Raw genomic sequence first — 24,436 nt, forward strand, 5'->3', positions numbered from 1 at the left:
CATGCCCCGTCTCGCACTCGGCCTAATGCGTCGCGCGATGGCTGGCGCGGCGCGGGATGGAGCGGCAGGCCAGCCCATCGGCCAGCAGCTTCATGTCCTCGTGCCGGCCGCTGCGAATCAGCCGGCCGAACTCTTCGGGTGTGAAAGGAAGACTTGGATCATCATCGATCGTGTGCCGCAGTCGCGGACCGAAGAACCGCCGAACCAGGCTAGCCAGCCGCCGCATGTCAATTCCCTCGCGCCAGCAACAAACCTCTCAGTCCGCATAATGTTCCTCCCGCAATTTCGAGATTGCAAGAGGCCACTCGCGACGCCACACCAAAAAAGTTTCGCCAGAGAATAATCTCCTCTTGCTTGCGCTGATCGGCAGATCCCACGTAACGCACGAACTCATGGTTGTGCTCGCGCTCCGAGCGCACTGCGTTCGCTACAGAGTTGTCGGCGGGATCGCCCCTCGCAACGCAAGTCAATGACCTCGTCCTCTGGGTGTTCATCGACACGGGCGCGCGGCACCAGCTCGTTCTTGAAGCCACACACGCTGCTGCGCGACCGGACCAGCGTCTCGAATTCCTCTTCGTGAACCTCCCTGCCCGTTCGTCCGGCGTTGCGACGCACGCCGGTTGCCGATGCGGCCCGCAAAACCTATGCTATTGACCAAGCAAGACCAAGAACCCTGGAGGAGCCACCATGGCCGCGCCGCTCGATCCCGTTATCGCCCAGATCATTCCGCTCATGCCGATGCGCGATATCGCGGTCATGACGCCACAGAGCGCCCGCGATTCCTTGCGCGCCCTGGCTGCCTCGCGTGCCGCCATTCCGCCGCCGCCGGTCGATAGCATCGAGGATATCAAGGTGAAGGGTGGCGCCGGTCCGCTTCCCGCACGGGTCTATCGGGTTGGCGCCACGCCCGCACCGACGGTGGTGTTCTTCCATGGCGGCGGCTGGGTTGCGGGCGATCTCGAAACCCACGACCGTCAGGCGCGCAACCTTGCGATCGAAACCGGCGCGGTCGTCGTCTCCGTCGACTATCGCCGCCCGCCCGAGACGCGCTTCCCCGGCGCCTTCGAGGATGCCTTCGCCGCGGTCAGCGACGTGTTTGGCCGCGTCGCGGAATTTGGCGGTGACGCCAAGCGCCTCGGCGTTGCCGGCGACAGCGCCGGCGGCAATCTCGCGGCGACGAGCGCGATCGCCTGCCGGGAGGCCGGCATCAAGCTCGCCGCGCAACTGCTCGTCTATCCCGTCACCGACGTCGTCGGCGCTTATGCCGATGCGCGCGAGAACGCCCGCTATCCCTCGCGCAGCGAGAACGCCGAGGGCTACTTCCTGACGCGCGCAACGATGGAATGGTTCTGCGGCCATTATCTCGCCGATCCCGCGCAGGCCGGCGACTGGCGCGTATCGCCGCTGCGCGCGCCATCCCTCGCCGGCCTCGCGCCCGCGATCGTGACCACCGCCTGGTTCGATCCCCTGCGCGACGAAGGCACCGCCTATGCGCGGGCGCTGGAGGCGGCCGGCGTCCGGGTCAAGCATCACGAGGGCCCCGGTCTGATCCATGGCTATTTCGGCATGGGCGACGCTTCCGACGTCGCGCGCACTGAGGCACAGCGCGCACGGGCCGACTTCAAGGCACTGCTAATGCGCGGCGCATGAAGCCGATCAGGCCCTCTGCGCCCGCTGCGCGGCGGTGTGCCCCCAGGTCTCGTCCCAGTCCTGACCGGCGGCGTCGACGATGCGGCCGTCGGCTTCGAAGAACTTGTTCGGCACCTGGAAGATCGCCAGGATCAACGCGCCGTCCGGGCACCAGGCGGCATGCCGGCTGCCCGCCTCGCGCCAGATGAATTCGCCGGCCTTGCAGGCAATGCCCTTGGCCGGGCCCTCCTTGTCGACGAGCGCGCCTTCAATGACCCAGCTCTGCTCGATGCCGACATGCTCGTGATCGGGCAGAACCGATCCCGGCGCAAAGCGCATCAAGGCGGTCATCAGCCCCGTGCGGCGATCGAACAGCAGCGTCTTGGCCTCGCAGCCCGGAAAGCGAGTCGTCTGCCAATCCATGTCTTGGGGGCGAACCAGGTGGGAATGCCGCTCAGCGGCGGCCTGGTCGTGCGGGATCGCGGCGTCCATCACGATGCTTCCTCTCCATCTCGAAGGACCAACGCTAGCAGGATCGCCCGATGCGGTCAGCGAGCACTGCAACAGAGGCGACATCTCCCGCGCTTGAAGCGCAAAAATCAGCGGGCGACCGGGCGGCCCAGTGCTCATCCTGCTTGATTGCGCCACGATTCCCGGCTCCAATCTGCCGGCCATTTCTGGTTCAGGAGACCCCCCATGATGAAACGGATTTTCCTCGCTGCCATCGTTGCCAGCTTCGCAGCGGGCTCGGCCCTTGCGCAAGAAACCTGCGAGAGCAAGGCCGTCGGCAAGGACGGCAAGCCGCTGGCCGGCGCCGCCAAGACCTCGTTCCTGAAGAAGTGCAAGGAAGACGCCTGCACGCCGAAGGCCGTCAGCGCCGACGGCAAGCCGCTCGCCGGCGCCGCCAAGAACAGCTTCATGAAGAAGTGCGAGACCAGCGCGTAAGCCGCAGTCCGTTCGCGGCTTTTCAGCAAGCCATCACAAACGAAATGCCGTCATGGCCGGGCAGAAGCGCGTCTTCGCGCGAGATGTCCCGGCCATTTGCTTTTGTGCCTCCCCGCCGCCGTTTTCCGACACGCGCCGAGCGCGTAAGGCGCGCTCGCCGCGACCCTGGACAGAACGCAGCGGCTGACAGATGATGCAGCGCTGAGCGAACCGGGGCGCATCAATGAGGCTTCCAGCAAAGGATGGGCGAGATGTTGCAGTTCCGCGTGCGTGATCACATGATGGCGATAATGAGCGTGCTCTTTGCGCTGCTCATGACTTTTGACGTTGCGAGCGCAAGAGGTCCTGGCCTGCCGAACGTCATGGTTCTCGCAACCGGCGGCACGATCGCCGGCAGCGGAGCGACCAGCACCACCGTCGTCGGGTATACCGCAGCCACGGTGGGCATCGAGACCCTCCTGAACGCCGTCCCGGAGTTGAAAGCGGTCGCCAACGTCAAGGGCGAGCAGGTCTTCCAGATCGCCAGCGAGAATATGAACAATGATTATTGGCTGAAGCTCGCCAAGCGCGTCAATACGCTCCTCGCGCAGGACGACGTGGACGGGATCGTGATCACGCACGGGACCGACACGATCGAGGAAACCAGCTATTTCCTGAATCTGGTCGTCAAGAGCAAGAAGCCTGTGGTCGTCGTCGGTGCGATGCGGCCATCGACCGCGATCAGCGCGGACGGCCCGATCAACCTCTTCAATGCGGTGATCCTCGCAGGCAGCGAAGAAGCCGTCGGCAAGGGCGTGCTCGTCGCCCTCAACGATCAGATCAATGCCTCGCGCGACGTCACCAAGAACAACACGTCCACGGCGGACACCTTTCGCACGCCTGAACTCGGCTTTCTCGGCTACATGCAGGGCAACAAGCCGTATTTCTATCGGCAATCAACCCGACGGCACACGGCAGATTCCGAATTTGACGTGTCCAACCTCGATGTCCTGCCGCAGGTCGATATCGTCTACGGCTACGCCAACATGAACCGGGTCGCGATCGACGCCTTTGTCGCCGCCGGCGCCAAGGGGGTCGTGCATGCCGGCGTGGGTGACGGCAGCCTGGCGCGGCCCGCAGTCGAGCCGGCGCTCGATGAAGCCCGCAAGAAGGGCGTGGTGATCGTTCGCAGCAGCCGTGTCGGCAACGGTATCGTCGCGCGCAATGGCGAGGCCAAGGACGATGAGCACGACTTCGTCGTCTCGGATACGCTCAATCCCCAGAAGGCGCGCATCTTGCTGATGCTGGCGTTGACCAAGACGACCGACACCAAGGACATTCAGCGGATGTTCTACGCCTATTAGAGGCTACTCGCGCTTGAAACGGTAATCGAAAGCGGCGCCGAACGGCTTGATCAGCCCGGCCGTCGGCGCCGGAAAATGGATCGGCAGGATCAGCGTGTCCGTGTCGGCAACAGAGGCGAAGAACTTTAGTCGCGACATCGCCGACTGCTTCGCATCCCAATCCGGCTTCGCCGACCAGTCCGGCTCGCGACACTGAATCTGGTGGTGCATGAGGTCGCCCGCGACCACGGCGCGCTGGCCCTTCGAAAAGATATTCACGCAGCAATGACAAGGCGAATGCCCCGGGGTCGGGGTCAGCGTCACGGTATCGTCGAGCGCGTAGTCGTCGTCGACCAGCAGCGCCTGCCCGGCCTCGACGATCGGCAGGCAATTGTCGCGGAAGACGGTGCCGGGCGGATTGTTGCCCTTGGCATGCTCGGCCTCCCAGGCCGCATACTCGCCCTTATGGAAGACATATTTCGCGTTCGGAAACGTCGGCACCCAGCGGCCGTCGCGCAAGGTCGTGTTCCAGCCGGTATGGTCGATGTGTAGATGCGTGCAGAACACGTAATCGATCTGCTCGAAGCCGATGCCGAGCGCGAACAATTCGTTGCGCCAGCGCGCCTTACCGGGAAAATCGAACGGCGGCGGATGGCCCTTGTCCTCACCGGTACAGGTGTCGACCAGGATGGTGTAGCGCGGCGTGCGCACCACAAACGTCTGATAGGTGATCACCATCATGCCGCGCGCGGCGTCGAACACCTCCGGCTCCATCGTCGGTAAATGGCGCTTGAACACATCTTCGTCATAGGCCGGGAAGAAATCCTGCGGCCGGCGCCACGGCCCCTCCCGCTCGATCACCGCATCGATGGTGATGTCGCCGATCCGGATTTTCTTCATGGGTATTCGCTCCCTTTTCTGTGAAAGCGTAGCGAACGGGCTCAGCGCATACAAGGCGCCGAACGCAAAGAGCTTCGGCGGGCGTGCCGCAAATCAACCTCAAATAGCGGAGAAAATGACGGTGGAATGAGGAATGTCCGGTGGGCAGGAAATCGAGAATAACTGCGGCAATCATGGTTGCCGTCGCAGCTGGCATCTACATCAACAACACCAGCCTTATGGCGCCGCATCCGGATGGCAAGCCGGTGCTGCTCGCCCATCGCGGCATGGCGCAGCGATTCGACGAGCGGGACCTGGAGAACGACACCTGCACCGCGACGCGGATGCTGCCGCCGGCGCACGACTACCTCGAAAACACGCTGCGCTCGATGCGCGCGAGCTTCGCGGCCGGTGCCGACGTCGTCGAGCTCGACGTGCACCCGACCAATGACGGCGAGTTCGCCGTCTTCCACGACTGGACGCTCGAGTGCCGGACCGACGGCCTCGGCGTCACCCGGGCGCAGAGCATGGCGAAGCTGAAGACGCTCGATATCGGCTACGGCTACACCGCCGACGGCGGCAAGACCTTCCCGTTCCGCGGCAAGGGCGTCGGCATGATGCCGACCTTGTCGGAGGTGTTCGCCGCCTTCCCCGACAAGCAGCTGCTCATCAACGTGAAGAGCCGGGACCCGGACGAAGGCGAGAAACTTGCCGGCGTGCTGACCACGTTGCCGGCCGGGCGGCGCCGCACCATCATGGTCTATGGCGGCGACGAGCCCATCGACGTGATCCGTCGCCTCGCCCCGGATGTCCGCACGATCTCGCGGAAGTCTATCAAGAGCTGCCTGGCACGCTATATCGGATACGGCTGGACCGGCCTCGTCCCGGCGGCCTGCCGCAACGCGATGGTGCTGGTGCCAATCAACGTCGCCCCCTGGCTATGGGGCTGGCCCGATCGCTTTCTCGCGCGCATGAACGCCGTCAACAGCGCTGTGTTCGCGCTCGGCCCCTACAGCGGCGGCGAGTTCTCCACCGGCATCGATACGCCGGAATTGCTTGCGCGGCTGCCGCAAAGCTATTCCGGCGGCATCTGGACCAACGAGATCGAGGCGATCGCCAGGCTCACCGGCAACAGCAGAGATTAGCTCCGCAGCCCCGGCGCCTCCTGTCCGGTACGCGCGACATATTCGGTGTAGCCGCCGCCATATTGGTGGATGCCTTCGGGCGTCAGCTCCAGCACGCGGTTCGACAGCGTCGCCAGGAAGTGGCGGTCATGCGAGACGAACAGCATGGTGCCTTCGAAATCCGACAGTGCGTTGATCAGCATCTCCTTGGTGGCGAGGTCGAGATGGTTGGTGGGCTCGTCCAGCACCAGAAAGTTGGGTGGATCGAACAGCATCTTGGCCATCACGAGGCGCGCCTTCTCGCCGCCCGAGAGCACGCGGCAGCGCTTCTCGACATCGTCGCCGGAGAAGCCGAAGCAACCGGCGAGCGCGCGCAAGGAGCCCTGCCCCGCGGTCGGAAACGCGTCCTCCAGCGACTGGAACACGGTGCGCTCGCCGTCGAGCAGATCCATCGCGTGCTGGGCGAAATAGCCCATCTTGACGCTGCCCCCGAGCGCCACGGTACCCTCATCGGGCTCGCTCGCACCCGCGACCAGCTTGAGCAGCGTCGACTTGCCGGCGCCGTTGACGCCCATCACGCACCAGCGCTCCCGACGGCGGATCATGAAGTCGAGCCCGTCATAGATGCGCTTTGAGCCATAGCCCTTGTGCACGTTCTTGAGCGCCACGACGTCCTCGCCCGAGCGCGGCGCCGGCTGGAAGTCGAACGCGACGCTCTGGCGGCGCCGCGGCGGCTCGACCCGCTCGATCTTGTCGAGCTTCTTGACCCGGCTCTGCACCTGGGCAGCGTGCGAGGCGCGCGCCTTGAAGCGCTCGATGAACTTGATCTCCTTGGCGAGCATCGCCTGCTGACGCTCGAACTGCGCCTGTTGCTGCTTTTCGTTCTGCGCCCGCTGCTGCTCGTAGAATTCGTAGTCGCCGGTGTAGGTGGTGAGCGAGCCGCTATCGATCTCGATCACCTTGGAGATCACGCGGTTGATGAACTCGCGGTCGTGCGAGGTCATCAAGAGCGTACCTTCGTAGTCGTGCAGAAACTTCTCGAGCCAGATCAGGCTTTCAAGGTCGAGATGGTTGCTCGGCTCGTCGAGCAGCATGACGTCGGGGCGCATCAGGAGAATGCGCGCCAGCGCCACGCGCATCTTCCAGCCGCCGGAGAGCTTGCCGACGTCCCCGTCCATCATCTCCTGGCTGAATCCGAGCCCCGCCAGCGCTTCGCGCGCACGGCCGTCGAGCGCATAGCCGTCGAGCTCCTCGAACCGGTGCTGCACCTCGCCGTAGCGGGCGATGATCTCCTCCATCTGGTCGGCCTTGTCAGGATCGGCCATCGCGGCTTCGAGCTCGCGCAGCTCGGCCGCTACCTCGCTGACGGGCCCTGCCCCATCCATCACCTCGGCGACCGCGCTGCGGCCACTCATCTCGCCGACATCCTGGTTGAAATAGCCGATGGTGATGCCGCGGTCGGTCGAGATCTGGCCCTCGTCAGGTAGTTCCTCGCCGGCAATCATCCGGAACAGGGTGGACTTGCCGGCGCCGTTCGGGCCGACGAGCCCGATCTTCTCGCCCTTGTTGAGGGCCGCGGAGGCTTCGATGAACAGGATCTGATGGCCGGCTTGCTTGCTGACGTTGTCGAGGCGGATCATGAGGTCTTTTTGGGGGATTTTTGCGTTGCAGCGTCATACGGCATGCGGGCCGCAAGGGGAAGCCCGGGACAGGCCGGGATTCCGGCCCATTCGCATGTTGCCGCTCAGCTTCAGGGCGTAGACCTCGGCCGCTCAGCGCCTTCGGCTCTGGCGGCGGCTTTTGTGCGAACTATATGGTCTGTCAAACGCCCGCCGTGCCACTCCCTTGAAGAAGCCCTTGCTGATCTTTCTGTTCCTTGTCTTTGCGCCGCTCGCCGCGTCGGCGGCGAGATATTTCTGGCTGAGCGACAGCCGCCAGAACTGGCAAACCGCCGACCGGTCGAGCGCAGGCCTTCTGCCTGCCGCCGCCGATCATCCCGAGGCCGTGATACGGGTATTCGGGGCGCGAACGGTGCGATGGCGCAGCATTTTCGCTGTTCACACCTGGATCGTCGTCAAGGAGAGAAATGCGCCGACCTACACCCGCTATGACTACACGGCGTGGGGCGAGCCGATCCGCACCAACGGCTTCGCGCCGGACGGGCGATGGTTCGGCGCTGCACCAGAGATCATTGTCGCCGTCAACGGCGAGCGCGCCGAGGCGCTGATCCCGAAGATGCGACATGTGATCGAAAACTACAGGTTTCGGTCCTATGGGGATTACAGCGTCTGGCCCGGTCCCAACTCGAACACCTTCGTGCAGGCGGCGCTCGACGCCGTCCCCGAGCTCCGAGCCGTGCTGCCGCCGACCGCAATCGGCAAGGATTTCCCGTACACCGGCAGGTGGGTCGGCCTCACGGCGTCCGGCACAGGCGTCTATGCTTCGCTCGCCGGATATGTCGGCTTTTCCATTGGCTGGGTCGAAGGCCTGGAGATCAACTTCTTCGGCGCCGTGCTCGGGCTCGACATCCGACGCCCCGCGCTCAAACTGCCTGGTCTCGGCCGCTTCGGAGTGGCGCCCGGCCTGTAAGAGCCTTCCGCCGAAATCTCAAAACGGCATGAGACCGGCTCCCTACCTCACCGAGAACGGCGCCTGGTATGGCCGCCCGAACGGCACGCCGTTGATGACGGTCTGGATCGGCTTGAGGTGGGCTTTTCCTTCCCTCTTGTTATTGCGCGTGTCGACGAAGCTGACCGGTCCCTCCGCCAGCTCCATGATCGCGACGTCGGCGGGCGCACCGACCTGCAGCGTGCCGATCTTCGGCGCGCGATTGATGATCTTCGCCGGCGCGGTCGTTGCCATTGCGACCACCTGCTCCAGCGTGAAACCGAGCGTCATGAACTTGCTCATCACGTTGGGCAGGAAGGGAATGCCCGGCGAATTGCCTGAGAAGACGTGGATGTCGGAAGAGATGGTGTCCGGAGCGCATCCGCCAGGGATCGCCACTTCCGCTACGGTGAAATCGAAGCTGCCGCCGCCGTGCCCGACGTCGAACATGACGCCGCGCTGCTTCGCCGCCAGAGCCGCAGGCAGCAGCTTGCCGTCCTGAACGATATTCGTGAAGACGCTCGACATGTTCGGCGCGCCCGAATAGGCATGCGTCAGGATGTCGCCCGGGCGCATCAGGTCGAGGATCTCAGACATCAGCTCCTTGGATTCGACGCCGCCGATATGCACCATCATCTTCGCCGGCCAGCCGCACATCTCGCACGCCTGGATGCCGCGCTTGAGCGGCTCGAGCCCGTGCTTGAAGATCACGTTTTCCGACATGCGCACCTTGACCCCGAGGAGGAAGTCCGGATTCTCGGCCAGTGCCATGGCGCACGCTTCCGTCTGCGCGGTATCGATGTTGTGGAGCTCGGCGACCGGGAACGCCGACAGGCCGTTATTCGCGATGTGGACGAAGGCGTACATCCGCGCCCGCGTCTGGGCCACGATGAAGCGGCGCAACGCCGCCAGATTGTTGACGCCCGCGTCGCCCGCCGACACGACGGTCGTCGTGCCCTGGAACTGGACCAGCTCGTCGGCGGGAATGCCGATGGCGGAGCCGTAGGGATAGACGTGACAATGCAGATCGATCAGCCCGGGCATCACCAGCTTGCCCGCGGCGTCGATGCTCTTCAGCGCGCGCTCGGCCGGGATCGTCTCCTGGACCGCCTCGATCGTGCCCCAGCGGATGCCGATATCGCGCCTGCCGCGCAGCGACTGGCTGGGGTCGAGCACCTCGCCGCCGCGGATCACCAGATCGTACTTGTCGTTCGGCCCCATCGCCCCGCGCGCGGGCGCGGCGAGGCCGACGGCTGCGGCTGACGTCGAGAGTGCCAGGAAATCGCGGCGTGACAACGCAGGCATGATGATCCCCCCTCTGTGATTTTGCTCGTTGATAAGGCCAATCTTGACGCGCGGATCGGAGACCAGCGCGACCTCCGAAACAAACAGGATGCCATCGAAGCTCGGGCCTCGTCGCCCGGTTGATCCGATCTTACGACTGCACGCCGGCGCTGAGGAGCTACGAAATTAATCTATCCTCGCATGAACCTTCTTCGACTAGCATGGACGCGGCCCACTCGCAGGAGTCCGGCTCCATCTTTGCTGCGCCGCGACAGGGGCGTGAATATCGGGATGCCGGCGTCGAACGTCTAAGACCAATAGTACGTCACCGGGGCTTGTCGGATGCCGACAATGCGTCCAAACTGTGATCAAAGTCGCTGGAATGCGGCATACCTCCAGCGGTTAACAACGACAAGCGCACTGAAGCGCATTCGAAAAACCAGGCCGCCAGGGAGGACGTCCATGACTGCAAAGTCTGAAAAGACCAGAACAACTCGTCGCAAATTCCTGCTCACCGCCGGCGCGGCCGGCGCCGCCACCATCGCCATGCCGCAAGTCAGCCGGGCGCAGACAGTGACCCTGAAGATGCAGGGCTCGTGGGGCAAGGCCGATGTCTTCAACGAGATGGCCGAAGATTATGTGAAGCGCGTCAACGATATGGCTGGAGGCCGGCTGCGCATCGACTATCTGGTCGGCGGCTCGGTCGTGCATCCGTTCCAGGTGTTCGACGGCGTTCATGGCGGCCAGATCGACGCCGCACACACGGTGACGGTCTACTGGTACGGCAAGCACAAGGCCGCCTCGCTGTTCGGCACGGGTCCGGTCTTCGGCTTCAACGCCAACGAAGGCCTCGGCTGGATCCACAACGGCGGCGGCAAGGAGCTGTTCGAGGAGCTCCAGACCAAGATCATGAACGTCAACATCAAGAGCTTCTTCGCCATGCCGATGCCGACCCAGCCGCTCGGCTGGTTCAAGAAGCCGATCACCAGCGACGCGGATCTCAAGGGCTTGAAATATCGCACGGTGGGCCTGGCCGCCGATCTCTTCCAGGCGATGGGCGCATCCGTCGCGCAGCTGCCCGGCGGCGAGATCGTGCCCGCGATGGAGCGCGGCGTGATCGACGGGTTCGAGTTCAACAACCCGACCTCGGACCGGCGCTTCGGCGCGCAGGATGTCGCCAAGAACTACATGATGGGCAGCCATCATCAGGCGACGGAATATTTCGAGATCATGTTCAACCGGACGAAGTTCAACTCGCTGCCGAAGGAACAGCAGGCGATCCTGCAATACGCCGCCGAAGCCGTGTCCTCCGCCAACGAATGGAAGGCCATGGATTATTATTCGAAGGACCTGCAGGAGCTGATCAACAAGGACAAGGTCAACGTCCAGCGCACACCGAAGTCGGTGTTCGACGCGCAGATCAAGGCATGGGATGGCCTGATCGCCCAGCTCGGCTCGGACCCGTTCATGAAGAAGGTCATGGACTCGCAGAAGGAATGGGTGCGCCGCGTGGTTTACTACAACATGAACAACGCGACGGACTACCGCGGCGCCTTCGAGCATCACTTCCCGGGCGTGCTCAAGGTCTGACGGCTGTCGCGGCGCATGCGTGAGGCCGTATCGTGAGGGGCGGCGCAATTGAAGCGCCGCCCGCGGGTTGAGAGGGGGACATCCGGATGTACTGCTCGCAGCGAGCTCGGCTCGCATGACGAAATTCCTGTTCTTCATCGATGAGCTCAGCACATGGGTCGGCAAGGCGTTCGCCTGGCTGATCCTCGTCCTCACCCTGGGTGTCAGCTACGAGGTGTTCGTGCGCTACGTGCTGCGTGCGCCGACCACCTGGGCTTTCGACATCAGCTACATCACCTATGGCGCGATGTTCCTGATGGCCGGCGCGTATACGCTCTCGCGAAACGGCCATGTCCGCGCCGACGTGGTCTACCGCCTCTGGTCGCCGCGGACCCAGGCGACGATGGACCTCGTGCTGTATATCCTGTTCTTCCTGCCGGCGATCGCGGCGCTGATGTATTCGGGCTGGAACTACGCCCAGATGTCGGTGCGTTTCCGCGAAGTCAGCATCTTCAGTCCGGCCGGCGTGCCGGTGTTTCCGCTGAAGGCGCTGATCCCGCTCACCGGTTTCCTTCTGTTCCTGCAAGGGGTCGCCGAAATCATCCGCTGTGTGCTGTGCATCCGCACCGGCCGATGGCCGCAACGCCTGCACGACGTCGAGGAGACCGAGAGCCTCGTCATCCGCGAACATCAGCAGCACGCGGCTGAGCCGCAGAACGAGAAAGGACCAGGCGCATGACCGATCCTCAACTCGGCATGCTGATGCTGGGCCTCTTCATCTTCATCATCATGCTCGGCTTCCCGATCGCCTTCACGCTGATGGCGATGGGCGTCTCGTTCGGCTATTATGCCTATTACACCCCCGGTCAGGACTTCTTCCAGAACCGCATCTTCACGCTTCTGGTGCAGAAGACGTTCGAGGTCACATCCAGCGACGTGCTGGTGGCAGTCCCGCTATTCCTGTTCATGGGCTACCTGATCGAGCGCGCAAACATCCTCGACCGCCTGTTCTACTCGCTGCAATTGTCGATGAAGAACGTGCCGGGCGCGCTTGCGGTGGCCACGCTGATCACCTGCGCGATGTTCGCGACCGCCACCGGCATCGTCGGCGCCGTCGTCACGCTGATGGGGCTGCTGGCATTGCCGGCGATGCTTAGAGCCGGCTACGACACCAAGCTGTCGGCTGGCGTCGTCTGCGCCGGTGGCTGCCTCGGCATCCTGATTCCGCCGAGCATTCTCCTGATCGTCTATGCGGCGACCGCCGGCGTCTCGGCGGTCAAGCTTTATGCGGCGGCGTTCTTTCCGGGGTTCTTGCTGGCCGGCCTCTACGTCCTCTACGCGATGACACGCGCGATCATCAATCCCGCGCTCGCGCCGAAGCTGCCGCGCGAGCAGACCGACGTGCCGACCTCAAAGGTCATCTGGGCGCTCGTCACGTCGTTCCTGCCGCTCGCGCTGCTGATCGTTTCGGTGCTCGGCGCGATCCTGTTTGGGCTGGCGACGCCTTCGGAAGCGGCCGCGGTGGGAGCCCTCATGAGCATCGTGCTGGCGGCTGCCTATCGTTCGCTCAACTACGAGATGATACGCGAATCCGTGTATCTGACCGTGCGCGCCACGGCGATGGTCTGCTACCTCTTCATCGGATCCTGGACGTTTTCGGCGGTGTTCGCCGTGCTCGGCGGACAGACGGTGGTCGAGCAGTTCTTCACCTCGATGAATCTTTCGCCGATCCAGTTCCTGCTGCTGACCCAAGTGATCATCTTTCTGCTCGGCTGGCCGCTGGAATGGACCGAGATCATCATCATCTTCGTGCCGATCTTCCTGCCGCTGCTGCCACAGTACGGCATCGATCCGATCTTCTTCGGCATCCTGGTGGCACTGAACACGCAGACGGCGTTCAATACGCCGCCGGTCGCGATGGCCGCCTTCTATCTGAAGGGCGTGGCGCCGCCGCAAGTGAAGCTGACCGACATCTTCTCCGGCGCGCTTCCGTTCGTCGGCCTGGTCTTCCTCACCATGGCACTGGTCTACATCTTCCCGGGGATCGCATTGTGGCTGCCGAGCTATCTCTATGGATCGCGATGAGCACGCCCGGCAAACCGACGAAAGGCTGCGTATGAGTCTCAACGCGCTCGGCCTTGCGGAGGCTGCGGCCGGCATCCGCGACGGCCGGCTCAGCTCGGTGGAGCTCGTCGCCGATTGTCTTGGGCGCATCGATGAGGTCGATGGCGACATCCAGGCGTGGGCGTTCCTCGATCGCGACCACGCGATGCGGCAGGCCGAGGCTGCTGACGATCATCGCAAGCAGGGCAAGGCCACAGGCCCGCTGCATGGCGTCCCCTTGGGCATCAAGGATATTTTCGACACCGGCGACATGCCGACGGAATTCGGATCGGAATTGTGGGCCGGACGCACGCCGCGCCGCGATGCGGCGGCCGTGGCGCGCCTGCGGATGGCGGGCGCCGTGATCCTCGGCAAGACGGTGACGACCGAGTTCGCCTACTACAATCCGGGCAAGACCCGAAATCCGCACAATCCAAAGCACACGCCCGGAGGCTCATCCTCGGGATCCGCCGCGGCCGTTGCGGCGCTGATGGTGCCGGGTGCCATCGGCTCGCAGACCAACGGCTCGGTGATCCGTCCCGCCGCCTTCTGCGGCGTGGTCGGCTTCAAGCCCACGCACGGCCTCATTCCACGCAGCGGCGCGCTCCAATTGTCGCGCACGCTCGATCATGTCGGCGTGTTCGGGCGCAGCGTCGAGGACGCGGCCCTGCTGGCGGAGGTCATGGTCGACTTCGACCCGGAGGATCCGGACACCCGGCCTGTTGCGCGCCCGCCATTCTCGGCGGTCGCGGCGAGCGAGCCGCCGCTACCGCCGCGATTCGCCTTCGTGCGATCTCCGATCTGGGATCAGGCCGAGCCGGAGACGCGTGAAGCGTTCGCCGAGCTCGCCGACGCCTTGGGCGAAGCGTGCAGCGAAGTCGAGCTCGGGCCGAGCTTCGACGGGGCCGTCGACATGCACCGCATCATCATGGAAGTCGACATGGCGCACAATCTGCGCCGCGACCACGCGCGCGGCGCAGACAGGCTGAGCACGCGGCTGCGCCAGGCGATCGAGCGCGGCCGCGCGCATCTTGCGATGGATTATTGCAACGCTCTGGCCGGGATTGCGCCGCTCAACCAGGCGCTGGACCCGATCTTCGACGAATACGACGCCATCCTGACGCCCGCCGCACCGGGCGCGGCGCCCGGCATCGAGACGACCGGCAACCCGGTTTTCTGCTCGCTCTGGACCTATCTCGGCGTGCCCGCCATCAGCCTGCCGTTGATGCGCTCCGAAACCGGCCTTCCGCTGGGCGTTCAGCTCGTCGGCCGCCGCGGCAACGACGCCCGCCTCTTGCGCACGGCGCACTGGCTGATCAAGACGGTCGGGCGCACGCGTGGCAGCGGTCGGCGCAACGTCCCGAGCGCCGGGTCGAAATCGGCTCCCGGCGCGGAGAAAAGGAAAGTGCGATGACCAATCTGATCACCGGACTCATCGGCCTCGCGCTGGTGTTGACATTTCTCGGAATCCTGGTGGCCTGGATCAAGGCCATCCCGCTCATCATCATCGTTGTCTTCGTGATGATACTGGCCGTGATCGATTTCGTGCGATCCCTGCGGACGAACGGTGCGCCTCGCTGACTGCCGGTTCGCCTGCGCAGCGCGCGTCGAGACCTTGGCTCAGGTCTGCGAGGCTCACCGCGCCCAGCCGCTCGACCAGCAATGCCTCGGCATCGCGGAGGACATCGTCCACCGCTGCGTTGACCAGTTGCTCGATCGCGCAGTCTGGATTGGAATGCTCGTTCCCGATCGCAAACAGCCGGGGACCACCAACCGCACGATAGACATCGAGAAGTGACACGCGCTCCAGGTCGCACGCGATGACCCAGCCGCCGCCATGCCCCTTGTCCGACCGGACATAGCCCGCATCCCGCAGCCCCGCCAAGGTGCGGCGTACGACGACCGGATTGGTCCCCAGCATCGTGCCGATCGCCTCCGAGGTCATGGGGCCGTCATGGCGCGCCATGTGGAGCAGCACATGCAGCATTCGGGAAAGGCGGCTGTCGTTTCGCATCGGCTGATCTTTCGCATGCATCCTACCATTGGCAAGGGGCACGCAATCATGATACATGTAAAGTTACATGACTCGTGAGGGATTAGACGTGCGACAGTTTGAGAACCCGGACCATTGGGACAGCGCAGCGAGCTACTATCAGAAGACCGCCCACCCGTTCACCGCGCTGTTTGCGGAGGCGGCGCTGGCGCGCGTGACCCTGACGCCTCAGAGCCGTGTTCTGGACGTCGCAGCCGGCACAGGCGCGCTCGCGCTGGCGGCCGCGCGCACCGGCGCACGCGTCTTGGCGACCGACTTCTCGCCCGGCATGGTCAGATGCATCGCCGCCGCTGGTCTGCCCAATGTGGAGGCGCGGGTCATGGACGGACAGGCGCTCGATCTGCCCGACGCGCATTTCGATGCCGTCTTCTCGATCTTCGGGGTCATCATGTTCCCCGACTGGCGCAAGGGTTTGGCAGAGATGCGACGGGTGACGCGACCCGGCGGGCATGGTGTGGTCGCGACCTGGCAGAACCGGGGCGCGGCGACCTTCCTTCTGTTGGGCGAAGTCCGGCAAAAACTGTTTCCTGATCGGCCCGGCATGACAATGCCTGAAGCCGTCCAGGCCATGAGCGATCCGGAAGATTTCGCGCGCGCCCTCGTCACTGCTGGTTATCGCAATCCCCGGATCGACGCGGTGACGCATGATTATTTGCTCGATGTGGCGGCGCTCGACGCGCCTGACACGCTCTTCGGCATGTCGCCCGACTGGACCGGCCTGGACGACATCGAAAAGGCCGCGGTGGTTGCCGAGGTGCGGCGCAGGGCGGATGGTCGCCCGGTGCTGCCGATCACCTCGACCGCACTCATTGGCGTCGCTGAACGATGAATGCCAACTGCCCTTGTGCGGCAATTCCACGCCGCGTTGATCGTCGCTATTTCTTCAGGATTCCCGTGTTGGTGTTTCCAAGCTGCTGGACGGCGGCCTTGGCGGCTGGCGTGTTGTAAGACGGCCGAGATCCGCCGGCTTCCTGACCGGACGGGGTCGCGCCGAGTCTCTGGCCCGTCGTTCCCTGGCCTTTTGCATTGAGAGTGTTGGGCCCCGGCGAGCCGCCGGTTCCGCTCAGCGTCGTCCCGTTCGAGAGCGTCGAGCCGGCCGTGCCGGCCGAACCCGTTGCGCCCGCCCCTCCCGCGGATGAAGCACCTCCTGCACCCCCGCCTGAGCTTTGGGCCATGGACAACGAAATGGTGCCTAGAAGGACAGTCGCGGTCAGAACCATACGTCTCATCTTCCACCCTCCATGTGCCAGCGCTTGAAACCGCTAGCTTCTTGGTCACGCTTCCTATCGGCGCCGAGCGATCCATGCTCCGGCCAGGAAAGCGACGAGCAAGGAACGTAACGGCGCCCTCACCGTCACCTCGCGCAACTGCTCAGCCCATCGCTTCGCCGAGTCGGACGACGGCGTGCGGACCTGCGCAGTGAAAGCGCCTCCTTGCACTCCGGAACCCGGCCGCCGGCTTGAAGTCCGCTCTACGCCGCCCTGATCGTCCGTCAGCCCGGAGGCTTCGGTCATTGCCCCGGCTTCCTTCATATCCATGCGTGTGCTCCATCCGATACGATTGCGGAACAACTCGACCGATCTCGCGCCCGTCCAGCCGAGGTGGCAGCCGCCGTACCGCTCCCTTGAAAAGCCGTTGCTCATCTTTCTGTTCCTCGTCTTCGTGCCGCTTGCCGTATCGCGTCGGCAGCATGCCCGCGCCCAGAGCGGCAAGACCTCGGACAAGAGTTCTCCGCGATCGTCAGACGTAGCGCGTAGGATGGTTGAGCCCTTGCGAAACCCATCATGCTTCGTCGTATATGGAGGGAGCGACGGGTTTCGTTGGCGCTCTACCATCTTCAGAGCTAGGCCTGGTCGAGTCGCGTGAGATTGGCCCAGAACCTGGCGCCCGGCATGGTGTCCGCGCCGCCCTCGAGGCGGATCTGGTTGCCGTAGAGCCGCCCGCCCGCCCCGATCGAGACGACGTCGGCGCCCATCAGCCAAGGAGGCTGTGAGCTGGTTCACATGCTATATTGGTATAGCGGAGTACGGTCGGAAGAAGCCGATAAGAGAAGGGCATCGCATCGAAACGATGGCGCAGCGTCCGGCTGCCGCCTGCCATCTTGGAAGTTGCAATACTTAGCCATAAGCCCCGCCTCCGGACGCATTGCAAAAGCGGGCAGTGAAATGTTGATTGGACGTCATTTCCCTCTGTTCTTCCGCTCACTCGGAGACGGGCTTTTTCGGTCCAACGCTTTTAGAAAAGTCATTTGCCATGTGTATTTTCACAAGCCGAGCCCGGTGCGCGGCAGGTCATAACCATTCAAGCCGACTTTTCCTCTACGTCTTGGCCTACATGCTCTCGGCGGCCTGCGTCATTTCCTTTGCCGGCACCGCGTCCGCCCAATGCGCAGCCCGCGACGTGTTGCAGAACAAGCTGAAGCTCAAGGCACGCTCGGCCCCTTCGTCCGAACAGCCCATCAGGTCGGTGCGCGACGTCGCGACATGGAAGACGATCACAATAGGGACCTTCTCCGACTCTCTGGCGCTGCGCAACGAACTCGCCAGCAAGGGTTGCAATGTCGGCGGTCAGGCCGCTGAAATCCTTGCCAGGCCGACGTTCACCGTCAGCTCTCAGAAGACAAATGTGGAGCTTCTCGATCTATCGCCCGCGCAGCTTGGATTCACGTCGGATACCGTGACGTTGGCCAGCGTTTACGCACGCGCCCAGCGGTTTGGCCTCGAACTCGCTGCGGCCGAAGTCGGCCCGCAACTGCGTCTCCAATATCTCGACCAGCCTATCGGTGAATTTCTCATCATCGGAATGGACCCGATCAAGACATGGAGCGGCGAGCCGATCATTCTGAATGTGGCGAATGGCGGCGCCGGCTTGATCCTCATCGGCCAGGATGGTCGCTCCGAAGCGGAGATACCCGTGGCATCTCGTTTCATTTTCGTTCGACCCCATCGACCGGCAGCCAGCCGCGACGTCGTCGGATCAATAGCAAGAGCACTTCCGCCGCCGTGAGCGGACCGGCGCGCGTTTGCGTCGAATGTCAGCTCATTGGCCCTCCGCCGAACTGCCCATGAACCGCCGCGAAGCCTGCTCTCGGAGAGAAACCGGACCGGACGAGCAGAGCGGCCGGACCTCTTTGGCCTAAAGCCGACATGGCCGGGCCGTCATCTTGAATGCGCGAGCACTTTCAGCCCCTATCGAAGCGCTCGTCTGACCCGCTATGATGTCGGTTCGAGCAGGGGAAATGGGCATGAGGCGGCGGAGATTTTTGGTCCCAGCGAACATGGATTATTTCATTCCATCTCACCCCAAGAGAGTACGTACGCTAGCCAAGCGGCTCGGCGTGATTGCTGCCGTTGTTTGGCTGAATCAACATAATGCCAGCGCTCAGGGGTTGTTGGCTGCTGCTACAGGCGCAAAGGATCTGACGCTTCCCGATTCGCCGTCTGCTAGCCCAGCAGACGGTTCACGTATGATCTTGCTCAAACCGAAGGGAGCGGGACCGTTTCCTGCTATGGTGCTGCACCACCAATGCGCCGGTCTGCGCACCAAAGGCGGGCCGAACAGGTCGATGGGGGCCTGGGCGCGAGCTGCGGTTCAGCAAGGCTTCGTAGTGCTTTTGATAGATTCCCTGGGACCTCGCGATGTCGATATGGTGTGTTTGGAAGCAAAGAAGGGCGTTAATTTTCCGCGCGGCGTACGCGATGCTCTGCAGGCTGCTGATCACCTACGAGCCTTTCCATTCGTCGACAAGCAACGAGTCGCCCATGTAGGGTTCTCCTGGGGTGCAATGGTCGCGCTGCTGGGCAGCAGCAGCAATTGGCGAGCAGCCGCGCCAGGGAGTGAAGCATTTACAGCAGCTGTGGCGGTGTATCCGGGTTGCTTCTCAATCCAACCCAAAGCAGGCCCTCCATATGAAATCGTTCAGACTAAGATTGACCGTCCTACTCTGGTCTTGATGGGCGATAAGGATACCGAAACGCCGCCTGAAGAATGTATTCCCAAACTTCAAGCGGCAAAGAACGCAGGTGCCCCCGTTGAGTGGTACACTTTCCCGAATGCTACGCATTGTTGGGACTGTCAGCACCTGAACGGGTTCTCAAAGATCGATTTTCGTGGCACTAAAGTGATCTACCGATACGACCCAAGCGCAACCCACGAGGCGCAGCGACGAATCTTCGCGTTTCTGGAAAAAACCTGGGGCGCCGGCCGCTGACATCCAGATGCGTGACTTGAATGTCTCCTTCGGAGCAGACGCGACGGAATGATCGGTAACCTACGCCCTTCGCATCAGCTTTAGCGAGGCCGCAAGCCGCAGGCTTCGCTTCCCCGCGAGTGCGATGCCTTCGAGCTCGCCGCTGTCTTCGGTGCAGGTCCCGGAGAAGCCGATGCCGACCTCGAGGCCGCCGAACACCGGGTTCTCGCCTTTCGCCGGCGTGTGCTCCTGGTTCAGCATCTCGCCCTTCCAGCGGCCGTCCGCCGAGGAATAGGCGCCGAGATAGTAGAAGAACGCATCGCCGCCGAGGATGCGCCCGTCGATCAGCAGCATCACGCCGGACAGTCCGGCGTCGACGCCGTCGAGCGCCCTCAGCTGCATCCCATAGAGCCCGTTGGCGATGCCGCCCGGTCCGACCGTCCCGCTCGGCGGCAATCCCTGGTCGTCGAGGCGCGTGAGATTGGCCCAGAACCTGGCGCCCGGCATGGTGTCCGCGCCGCCCTCGAGGCGGATTTGGTTGCCGTAGAGCCGGCCGCGCGCCCCGATCGAGGCGACGTCGGCGCCCATCAGCGGCTTGTAGCTGGGGTCGAGGTTGTGCCGCTCGGTGATGACCTGGGCGATGATCTCGCCGTCACGCTCAACATAGGTGCCGAGATGCGCAAAGCCCGAATTGCCGCCCAGCATCCTGCCGTCATGCAGACACATGATGCTGCAGCCGGACCCATCGTTGATGCCGTATTCAACCTTGTAGAGCCCGTCCAGCAACGTCCTGAACCTGCAAAACCGAAAAACAATCGCGGGCTACCTAGCATCGACGCCACGGCGAAGCCACCGGCTTTTCCGCGCATCACCGCCCCAGGGAGCCGCCCGCCATGATGCCATTATGCCCCTGTTTTGCCCGACGGGTCAAAACTTCACTTCGTAAAACCCGCAGTCAATGATTTCAGAGGCTTGGCTACTGTGCATGGGGTTGTTTTCGACGTTTCGTTTGCCGCCCCCGAAAAAAGCTCTTCAGCCGATCGGCGCCAGGCTCTCGATCTCGCCTACTCCATGAAGTGAACTAGAAGCACAGGGTGGTGACCAGCCTGCCCTGCTTGTCCTTGATCGCATAGGGACAGCGAATGCGCTCCAGCGCCTTCTTGGCATCCTCGTCGCCGAGCGCGGCGGCGCGCTCGTAATAGGCTTTTGCGGCGTCCTTGTCCTTCGCACCGCCGCGCCCCTCCTGCGCAAAGGCGCCCATCCGCTCCAGCGCGCCGGGATGGTTTTGCGCCGCCGCCTTCTCGAACAGAGCGCGCGCCGCGACATCGTCCTTTGCGCCGCCATCGCCTTCAGACAACATCAGGCCAAGCTGGTACTGCGCCTCCGCATTGGTCTCGGCGGCCTTGCCGAGCAGCGCACGGGCCTGGGCGGGATCGGCCGGCGCGGCGCCACCTGCGCCACCGAGCGCTGCGAGATTGCTGACGCCACGGGGGTTGCCGGCCTGCGCCGCCTTCTCGAACAGCTTACGCGCCTGCGCCTCGTCCTTGGCGACGCCCGAGCCGGTGGCGTAGGTCACACCGAGCTCGACCATCGCCGCACTCGATCCCTTGTCGGCAGCCTTGCGCCAGGTGGCGATCGCCTCCGCCGTCTGCCGGTTCGCCGCGTAAGCGCGCCCGAGCTCGAACATCGCCCGGCGCGAGGCGTTTGCCGCCTGCCTGCAGAACTTGATCGCGGTTGCGATGTCGGCGGACGCGATCTCCGCGACGCCCTTCACGTCAGCCGGCTTGTCGGGATCGCTGGGATCGGCGGCGAGACGGTCGCACAGAACGAGGTCGGCCGATTGCGCCTGCGCCGTCAGTGGCGCAGCGAATGCCAAGAGCACGGCAAGGAGGAAAGTCCGCATGATCGTCACGTTGCGTCTGTGGCCCGGCAAATTCAAGGCTCGAGTCGGTTCACGTCTGCCATGGGCGGCTCAGGCGCGATGCATCAGCTTGAGCGCTGCGGTCAGGCGCAAGCTCCGCTTGCCGGCCAGCGCGGTTGCCTCCAGCACCGCCTGTTCCGCGTCATAGCTGCCGGAGAAGCCGATGCCGACCTCATGGCCGCCGAAGATCGGATCGTACTTGGCCGGCGTGTGCTCCTGGTTGAGGATCTGGCCCTTCCACCGGCCCTTCGCGGCGGTGTAGCTGCCGAGATAATAGAAAGCCGCATCGCCGCCGAGGATGCGGCCCTGATTCAGCAGCATCACACCGGTGAGTCCGCCGTCGATGCCGTCGAGCATGCGCAGGTGGATGGAGTAGAGACCGTCGCTGATGCCGGCTTCGCCGACGCCGCCGGCGATCGGCACCTCCTCGTCCGTGATCGGCGTCATCAGCGACTGAAACGGCACGCCTGGCAGCTCCTTGAGCTCGCCCTTGAAGCGATAGAGATTGCCGTCGGCCCAGCCCTTCGCGATCAGGGTTGCATCGTCGGTGCCCGCCATGGCGCGGTAGCTCGGATCGGGATTATGGCGGACGGTCTTGATCACGATGTCGACGCCGCTATCCGTCTTCTCGTAGCTGCCGATATGGGCAAAGGCCGAATTGCCGCCGAGCATCTTGCCATCGCCGGCATGCATCACGCTGCGGCCGACGACGTCGCCGAGCTGAAATCTCACCTTGTAGAAGCCTTCAATCACCAGCCGTGTCCCCGGCCCTGCGCTCATCCAGATGCACTCTATCCCGCTTTCGGCGGCGATGGACAAGTCTCCCGGCGCCGGGGTCGGTAGGCACAGGAACAGCTGTCATCAAAATGCAAAAATCCGCCGGAGCTTGTCGCTCCGGCGGATTGAATACCAACCCGGGCCAGCCCCCCAGCCCGGGCCGGGAGGATCTTAGGCCGCGGCCTTTTTGTCGGTCGGCACGGACGAGATCGTCTTCAGGATCTGCGAAGCGATCTGGTAGGGGTCGCCTTGCGAGTTGGGACGGCGGTCTTCCAGATAGCCCTTGTAGCCGTTGTTGACGAAGGAGTGCGGAACGCGGATCGAAGCGCCGCGATCGGCGACGCCGTAGCTGAACTTGTTCCACGGCGCGGTCTCGTGCTTGCCGGTCAGACGCTTGTCGTTGTCCGGGCCGTAGACGGCGATGTGGTCCATCAGGTTCTTCTCGAAGGCGGCCATCAGCGCCTCGAAATATTCCTTGCCGCCGACTTCGCGCATATAGGCGGTCGAGAAGTTGGCGTGCATGCCCGAGCCGTTCCAGTCGGTGTCGCCGAGCGGCTTGCAGTGGAATTCGATGTCGATGCCGTACTTCTCGGTGAGGCGCAGCATCAGGTAGCGGGCCATCCACATCTGGTCGGCTGCGGTCTTGGAGCCCTTGCCGAAGATCTGGAATTCCCACTGGCCCTTGGCGACTTCCGCGTTGATGCCTTCATGGTTGATGCCGGCAGCGAGGCAGAGGTCGAGATGCTCTTCGACGATCTTGCGGGCGACGTCGCCGACGTTCGAGAAGCCGACGCCGGTGTAGTACGGGCCCTGCGGCGCCGGATAACCGGCGGTCGGGAAGCCGAGCGGACGGCCATCCTTGTAGAAGAAGTATTCCTGCTCGAAGCCGAACCATGCGCCGGGGTCGTCGAGGATGGTGGCGCGCTTGTTGGACGGATGCGGGGTCTTGCCGTCGGGCATCATGACTTCGCACATCACCAGCACGCCGTTGGTGCGCGCACCGTCCGGGAACACCGCGACCGGCTTCAGCACGCAATCCGAGCTGTGGCCTTCGGCCTGCTGGGTGGAGGAGCCATCGAAGCCCCAGAGCGGAAGCTGCTCGAGCGTCGGGAACGACGCGAATTCCTTGATCTGAGTTTTGCCGCGCAAATTCGGAGTCGGCGTATATCCGTCGAGCCAGATGTACTCGAGCTTGTACTTGGTCATTGAGCCTCTCTGTAGATGATGCGAAAGGTTGGGGGCCCGGGAGGGCCCCCGCACGTTTGTACCCGGCCATCATCGGCCGACGCTTCCCAAGCATTTCGCGTGCCAAAAGGCCGCAGTATGGGCGGTTTTCCACCGCTTCCGGCTCCTCCACGCCACGGATGACCCCTCGACGGCACCGTGCGTCATAGCCGCGCACCTTGGCGCAAAGCTGCACTGCAAAAATCCTGCGGAAAACGCCTGATTCAGATGCAGCAGAACCCACCCGGCGCGTTGCCGATGAAACGCGCATCAACGTCCGGTAACTTTCGCAAACTCCCCCACCCCACCCCAGCAACCTTCGGAATGGCCCACGCGTTGGTCAGCAACAGCGTGCCTTGGAGGATGCAGAAGGCTAACTGCCTACAAATTGAGCGGAAACTGATTTCCTTTTCAGCACTTTCCAATCCGGGGTGAGCGGCCGATATGGGGATTCCAGTAACCACAATCGAACGAGTCGGGCGCACCATGGAGGCCAAGGCGCTTCGACCAAGGAGAATCGCAATGATGAACAATGGTCTGAGTCACGGATCTGCAAAGATCTACCAATTCCCCGTCGGCGGCCGCGCGGCCCTCGCCGGACGCCGCTATGGCGAGACCCGTCTTCCCGCCGATCAGGCTTCGCTGCCCGCGAACGTCTCGATCTGCAGCGACAGCTGGTATCACCAGGATGCGGTCGACGAAGCCAAGCCCAAATGGGAACGCTGATGCCAGCTGCTGGTCTGACAGTGCCGGGCTTTCGCAAGCGGCCGGCGGCAGTTTGAAAAAGGGTCGAAACAACGGCGTTTCGGC

General features: G+C 63.7%; 26 protein-coding genes. 13 read left to right on the forward strand and 13 right to left on the reverse strand.

Going from position 1 to position 24,436, the window contains the following annotated elements; translation table 11 throughout:
* Positions 1 to 22 precede the first annotated feature (22 nt).
* Positions 23 to 226, reverse strand: coding sequence for a hypothetical protein (locus tag AC24YW_RS01310; RefSeq protein ID WP_487481006.1), 204 nt, complete (start codon positions 224 to 226; stop codon positions 23 to 25).
* 461 nt (positions 227 to 687) lie between these two features.
* On the opposite strand from AC24YW_RS01310, the gene AC24YW_RS01315 reads away from it, so the two are divergent.
* Positions 688 to 1,650 carry an alpha/beta hydrolase gene (locus AC24YW_RS01315; protein ID WP_487481007.1) on the forward strand — a complete coding sequence of 321 codons (963 nt, stop codon included), beginning with the start codon at positions 688 to 690 and terminating at the stop codon, positions 1,648 to 1,650.
* Positions 1,651 to 1,656: 6 nt separating this feature from the next.
* Here the strand turns inward: AC24YW_RS01315 and AC24YW_RS01320 are convergent, their stop codons facing one another.
* On the reverse strand, positions 1,657 to 2,121 hold the full coding sequence (locus AC24YW_RS01320; protein ID WP_487481008.1) for a cupin domain-containing protein: 465 nt from the start codon (positions 2,119 to 2,121) through the stop codon (positions 1,657 to 1,659).
* A 204-nt stretch (positions 2,122 to 2,325) separates the two neighbouring features.
* On the opposite strand from AC24YW_RS01320, the gene AC24YW_RS01325 reads away from it, so the two are divergent.
* Positions 2,326 to 2,574: a hypothetical protein gene (locus AC24YW_RS01325; RefSeq protein WP_487481009.1), complete on the forward strand. Its 249-nt coding sequence runs from the start codon at positions 2,326 to 2,328 to the stop codon at positions 2,572 to 2,574.
* A gap of 290 nt (positions 2,575 to 2,864) precedes the next feature.
* Positions 2,865 to 3,917, forward strand: coding sequence for a type II asparaginase (locus AC24YW_RS01330; RefSeq protein ID WP_487481010.1), 1,053 nt, complete (start codon positions 2,865 to 2,867; stop codon positions 3,915 to 3,917).
* Between the two features lie 3 nt (positions 3,918 to 3,920).
* On the opposite strand, the gene AC24YW_RS01335 is transcribed toward AC24YW_RS01330, so the two are convergent.
* Entirely contained in the window at positions 3,921 to 4,796 is an 876-nt protein-coding gene (locus AC24YW_RS01335; protein ID WP_487481011.1) for an MBL fold metallo-hydrolase, read from the reverse strand.
* 173 nt (positions 4,797 to 4,969) lie between these two features.
* On the opposite strand from AC24YW_RS01335, the gene AC24YW_RS01340 reads away from it, so the two are divergent.
* Entirely contained in the window at positions 4,970 to 5,920 is a 951-nt protein-coding gene (locus tag AC24YW_RS01340; RefSeq protein ID WP_487481012.1) for a glycerophosphodiester phosphodiesterase family protein, read from the forward strand.
* Here AC24YW_RS01340 and AC24YW_RS01345 read toward each other — a convergent pair.
* Entirely contained in the window at positions 5,917 to 7,539 is a 1,623-nt protein-coding gene (locus AC24YW_RS01345) for an ABC-F family ATP-binding cassette domain-containing protein (protein WP_487481013.1), read from the reverse strand. The genes AC24YW_RS01340 and AC24YW_RS01345 overlap by 4 nt on opposite strands.
* Before the next feature lie 217 nt (positions 7,540 to 7,756).
* Between AC24YW_RS01345 and AC24YW_RS01350 the strand changes: the two genes are divergently transcribed.
* Positions 7,757 to 8,488: a DUF3750 domain-containing protein gene (locus AC24YW_RS01350; RefSeq protein WP_487481014.1), complete on the forward strand. Its 732-nt coding sequence runs from the start codon at positions 7,757 to 7,759 to the stop codon at positions 8,486 to 8,488.
* Between the two features lie 42 nt (positions 8,489 to 8,530).
* On the opposite strand, the gene AC24YW_RS01355 is transcribed toward AC24YW_RS01350, so the two are convergent.
* Positions 8,531 to 9,811, reverse strand: coding sequence for an amidohydrolase family protein (locus AC24YW_RS01355; RefSeq protein ID WP_487481015.1), 1,281 nt, complete (start codon positions 9,809 to 9,811; stop codon positions 8,531 to 8,533).
* Between the two features lie 441 nt (positions 9,812 to 10,252).
* Between AC24YW_RS01355 and AC24YW_RS01360 the strand changes: the two genes are divergently transcribed.
* The 4 genes from AC24YW_RS01360 to AC24YW_RS01375 all read left to right on the forward strand — a co-directional run bounded on the left by AC24YW_RS01360 (position 10,253) and on the right by AC24YW_RS01375 (position 14,876).
* A complete protein-coding gene (locus AC24YW_RS01360; protein WP_487481016.1) occupies positions 10,253 to 11,380 on the forward strand; it encodes a TRAP transporter substrate-binding protein in 1,128 nt (375 codons plus the stop codon).
* Positions 11,381 to 11,495: 115 nt separating this feature from the next.
* Positions 11,496 to 12,098: a TRAP transporter small permease subunit gene (locus AC24YW_RS01365; RefSeq protein WP_487481017.1), complete on the forward strand. Its 603-nt coding sequence runs from the start codon at positions 11,496 to 11,498 to the stop codon at positions 12,096 to 12,098.
* A complete protein-coding gene (locus AC24YW_RS01370) occupies positions 12,095 to 13,444 on the forward strand; it encodes a TRAP transporter large permease (RefSeq protein ID WP_487481018.1) in 1,350 nt (449 codons plus the stop codon). The genes AC24YW_RS01365 and AC24YW_RS01370 overlap by 4 nt, the downstream gene beginning before the upstream one ends.
* Positions 13,445 to 13,475: 31 nt before the next feature.
* Entirely contained in the window at positions 13,476 to 14,876 is a 1,401-nt protein-coding gene (locus tag AC24YW_RS01375; protein WP_487481019.1) for an amidase, read from the forward strand.
* Positions 14,877 to 14,966: 90 nt separating this feature from the next.
* Here the strand turns inward: AC24YW_RS01375 and AC24YW_RS01380 are convergent, their stop codons facing one another.
* Positions 14,967 to 15,476: an Rrf2 family transcriptional regulator gene (locus tag AC24YW_RS01380; protein ID WP_487481020.1), complete on the reverse strand. Its 510-nt coding sequence runs from the start codon at positions 15,474 to 15,476 to the stop codon at positions 14,967 to 14,969.
* 88 nt (positions 15,477 to 15,564) lie between these two features.
* Here AC24YW_RS01380 and AC24YW_RS01385 point away from each other — a divergent pair, with 88 nt between their 5' ends.
* Positions 15,565 to 16,344 carry a class I SAM-dependent methyltransferase gene (locus AC24YW_RS01385; RefSeq protein WP_487481021.1) on the forward strand — a complete coding sequence of 260 codons (780 nt, stop codon included), beginning with the start codon at positions 15,565 to 15,567 and terminating at the stop codon, positions 16,342 to 16,344.
* Positions 16,345 to 16,798: 454 nt separating this feature from the next.
* Here the strand turns inward: AC24YW_RS01385 and AC24YW_RS01390 are convergent, their stop codons facing one another.
* Together AC24YW_RS01390 and AC24YW_RS01395 are read right to left on the reverse strand one after the other, a co-directional pair.
* Positions 16,799 to 17,158, reverse strand: a complete 360-nt coding sequence (locus AC24YW_RS01390) for a hypothetical protein (protein WP_487481022.1) — start codon at positions 17,156 to 17,158, stop codon at positions 16,799 to 16,801.
* Positions 17,159 to 17,358: 200 nt separating this feature from the next.
* Positions 17,359 to 17,490, reverse strand: a complete 132-nt coding sequence (locus AC24YW_RS01395; RefSeq protein ID WP_487481023.1) for a hypothetical protein — start codon at positions 17,488 to 17,490, stop codon at positions 17,359 to 17,361.
* Between the two features lie 197 nt (positions 17,491 to 17,687).
* On the opposite strand from AC24YW_RS01395, the gene AC24YW_RS01400 reads away from it, so the two are divergent.
* The gene (locus AC24YW_RS01400; RefSeq protein ID WP_487481024.1) at positions 17,688 to 18,521 is read left to right on the forward strand and encodes a hypothetical protein; all 834 of its coding nucleotides are present in this window, start codon (positions 17,688 to 17,690) and stop codon (positions 18,519 to 18,521) included.
* Positions 18,522 to 18,792: 271 nt separating this feature from the next.
* Entirely contained in the window at positions 18,793 to 19,725 is a 933-nt protein-coding gene (locus AC24YW_RS01405; protein WP_487481025.1) for a dienelactone hydrolase family protein, read from the forward strand.
* 60 nt (positions 19,726 to 19,785) lie between these two features.
* Here the strand turns inward: AC24YW_RS01405 and AC24YW_RS01410 are convergent, their stop codons facing one another.
* The 5 genes from AC24YW_RS01410 to AC24YW_RS01430 all read right to left on the reverse strand — a co-directional run bounded on the left by AC24YW_RS01410 (position 19,786) and on the right by AC24YW_RS01430 (position 24,159).
* Entirely contained in the window at positions 19,786 to 20,490 is a 705-nt protein-coding gene (locus AC24YW_RS01410) for a GrlR family regulatory protein (RefSeq protein WP_487481026.1), read from the reverse strand.
* A 295-nt stretch (positions 20,491 to 20,785) separates the two neighbouring features.
* Positions 20,786 to 21,607, reverse strand: coding sequence for a tetratricopeptide repeat protein (locus tag AC24YW_RS01415; protein ID WP_487481027.1), 822 nt, complete (start codon positions 21,605 to 21,607; stop codon positions 20,786 to 20,788).
* Between the two features lie 69 nt (positions 21,608 to 21,676).
* A complete protein-coding gene (locus tag AC24YW_RS01420; protein WP_487481831.1) occupies positions 21,677 to 22,378 on the reverse strand; it encodes a GrlR family regulatory protein in 702 nt (233 codons plus the stop codon).
* A 195-nt stretch (positions 22,379 to 22,573) separates the two neighbouring features.
* Positions 22,574 to 23,608, reverse strand: coding sequence for a glutamine synthetase beta-grasp domain-containing protein (locus tag AC24YW_RS01425; protein WP_487481028.1), 1,035 nt, complete (start codon positions 23,606 to 23,608; stop codon positions 22,574 to 22,576).
* 242 nt (positions 23,609 to 23,850) lie between these two features.
* Complete coding sequence (locus tag AC24YW_RS01430; protein WP_487481029.1) at positions 23,851 to 24,159, reverse strand: hypothetical protein; 309 nt, start codon at positions 24,157 to 24,159, stop codon at positions 23,851 to 23,853.
* Between AC24YW_RS01430 and AC24YW_RS01435 the strand changes: the two genes are divergently transcribed.
* Entirely contained in the window at positions 24,149 to 24,352 is a 204-nt protein-coding gene (locus AC24YW_RS01435; RefSeq protein WP_036022780.1) for a DUF2735 domain-containing protein, read from the forward strand. The two genes, AC24YW_RS01430 and AC24YW_RS01435, sit on opposite strands and share 11 nt — an antisense overlap.
* The last annotated feature ends 84 nt before the right edge of the window (positions 24,353 to 24,436 follow it).

The sequence above is a fragment of the Bradyrhizobium sp. USDA3516 genome, from assembly GCF_057651995.1.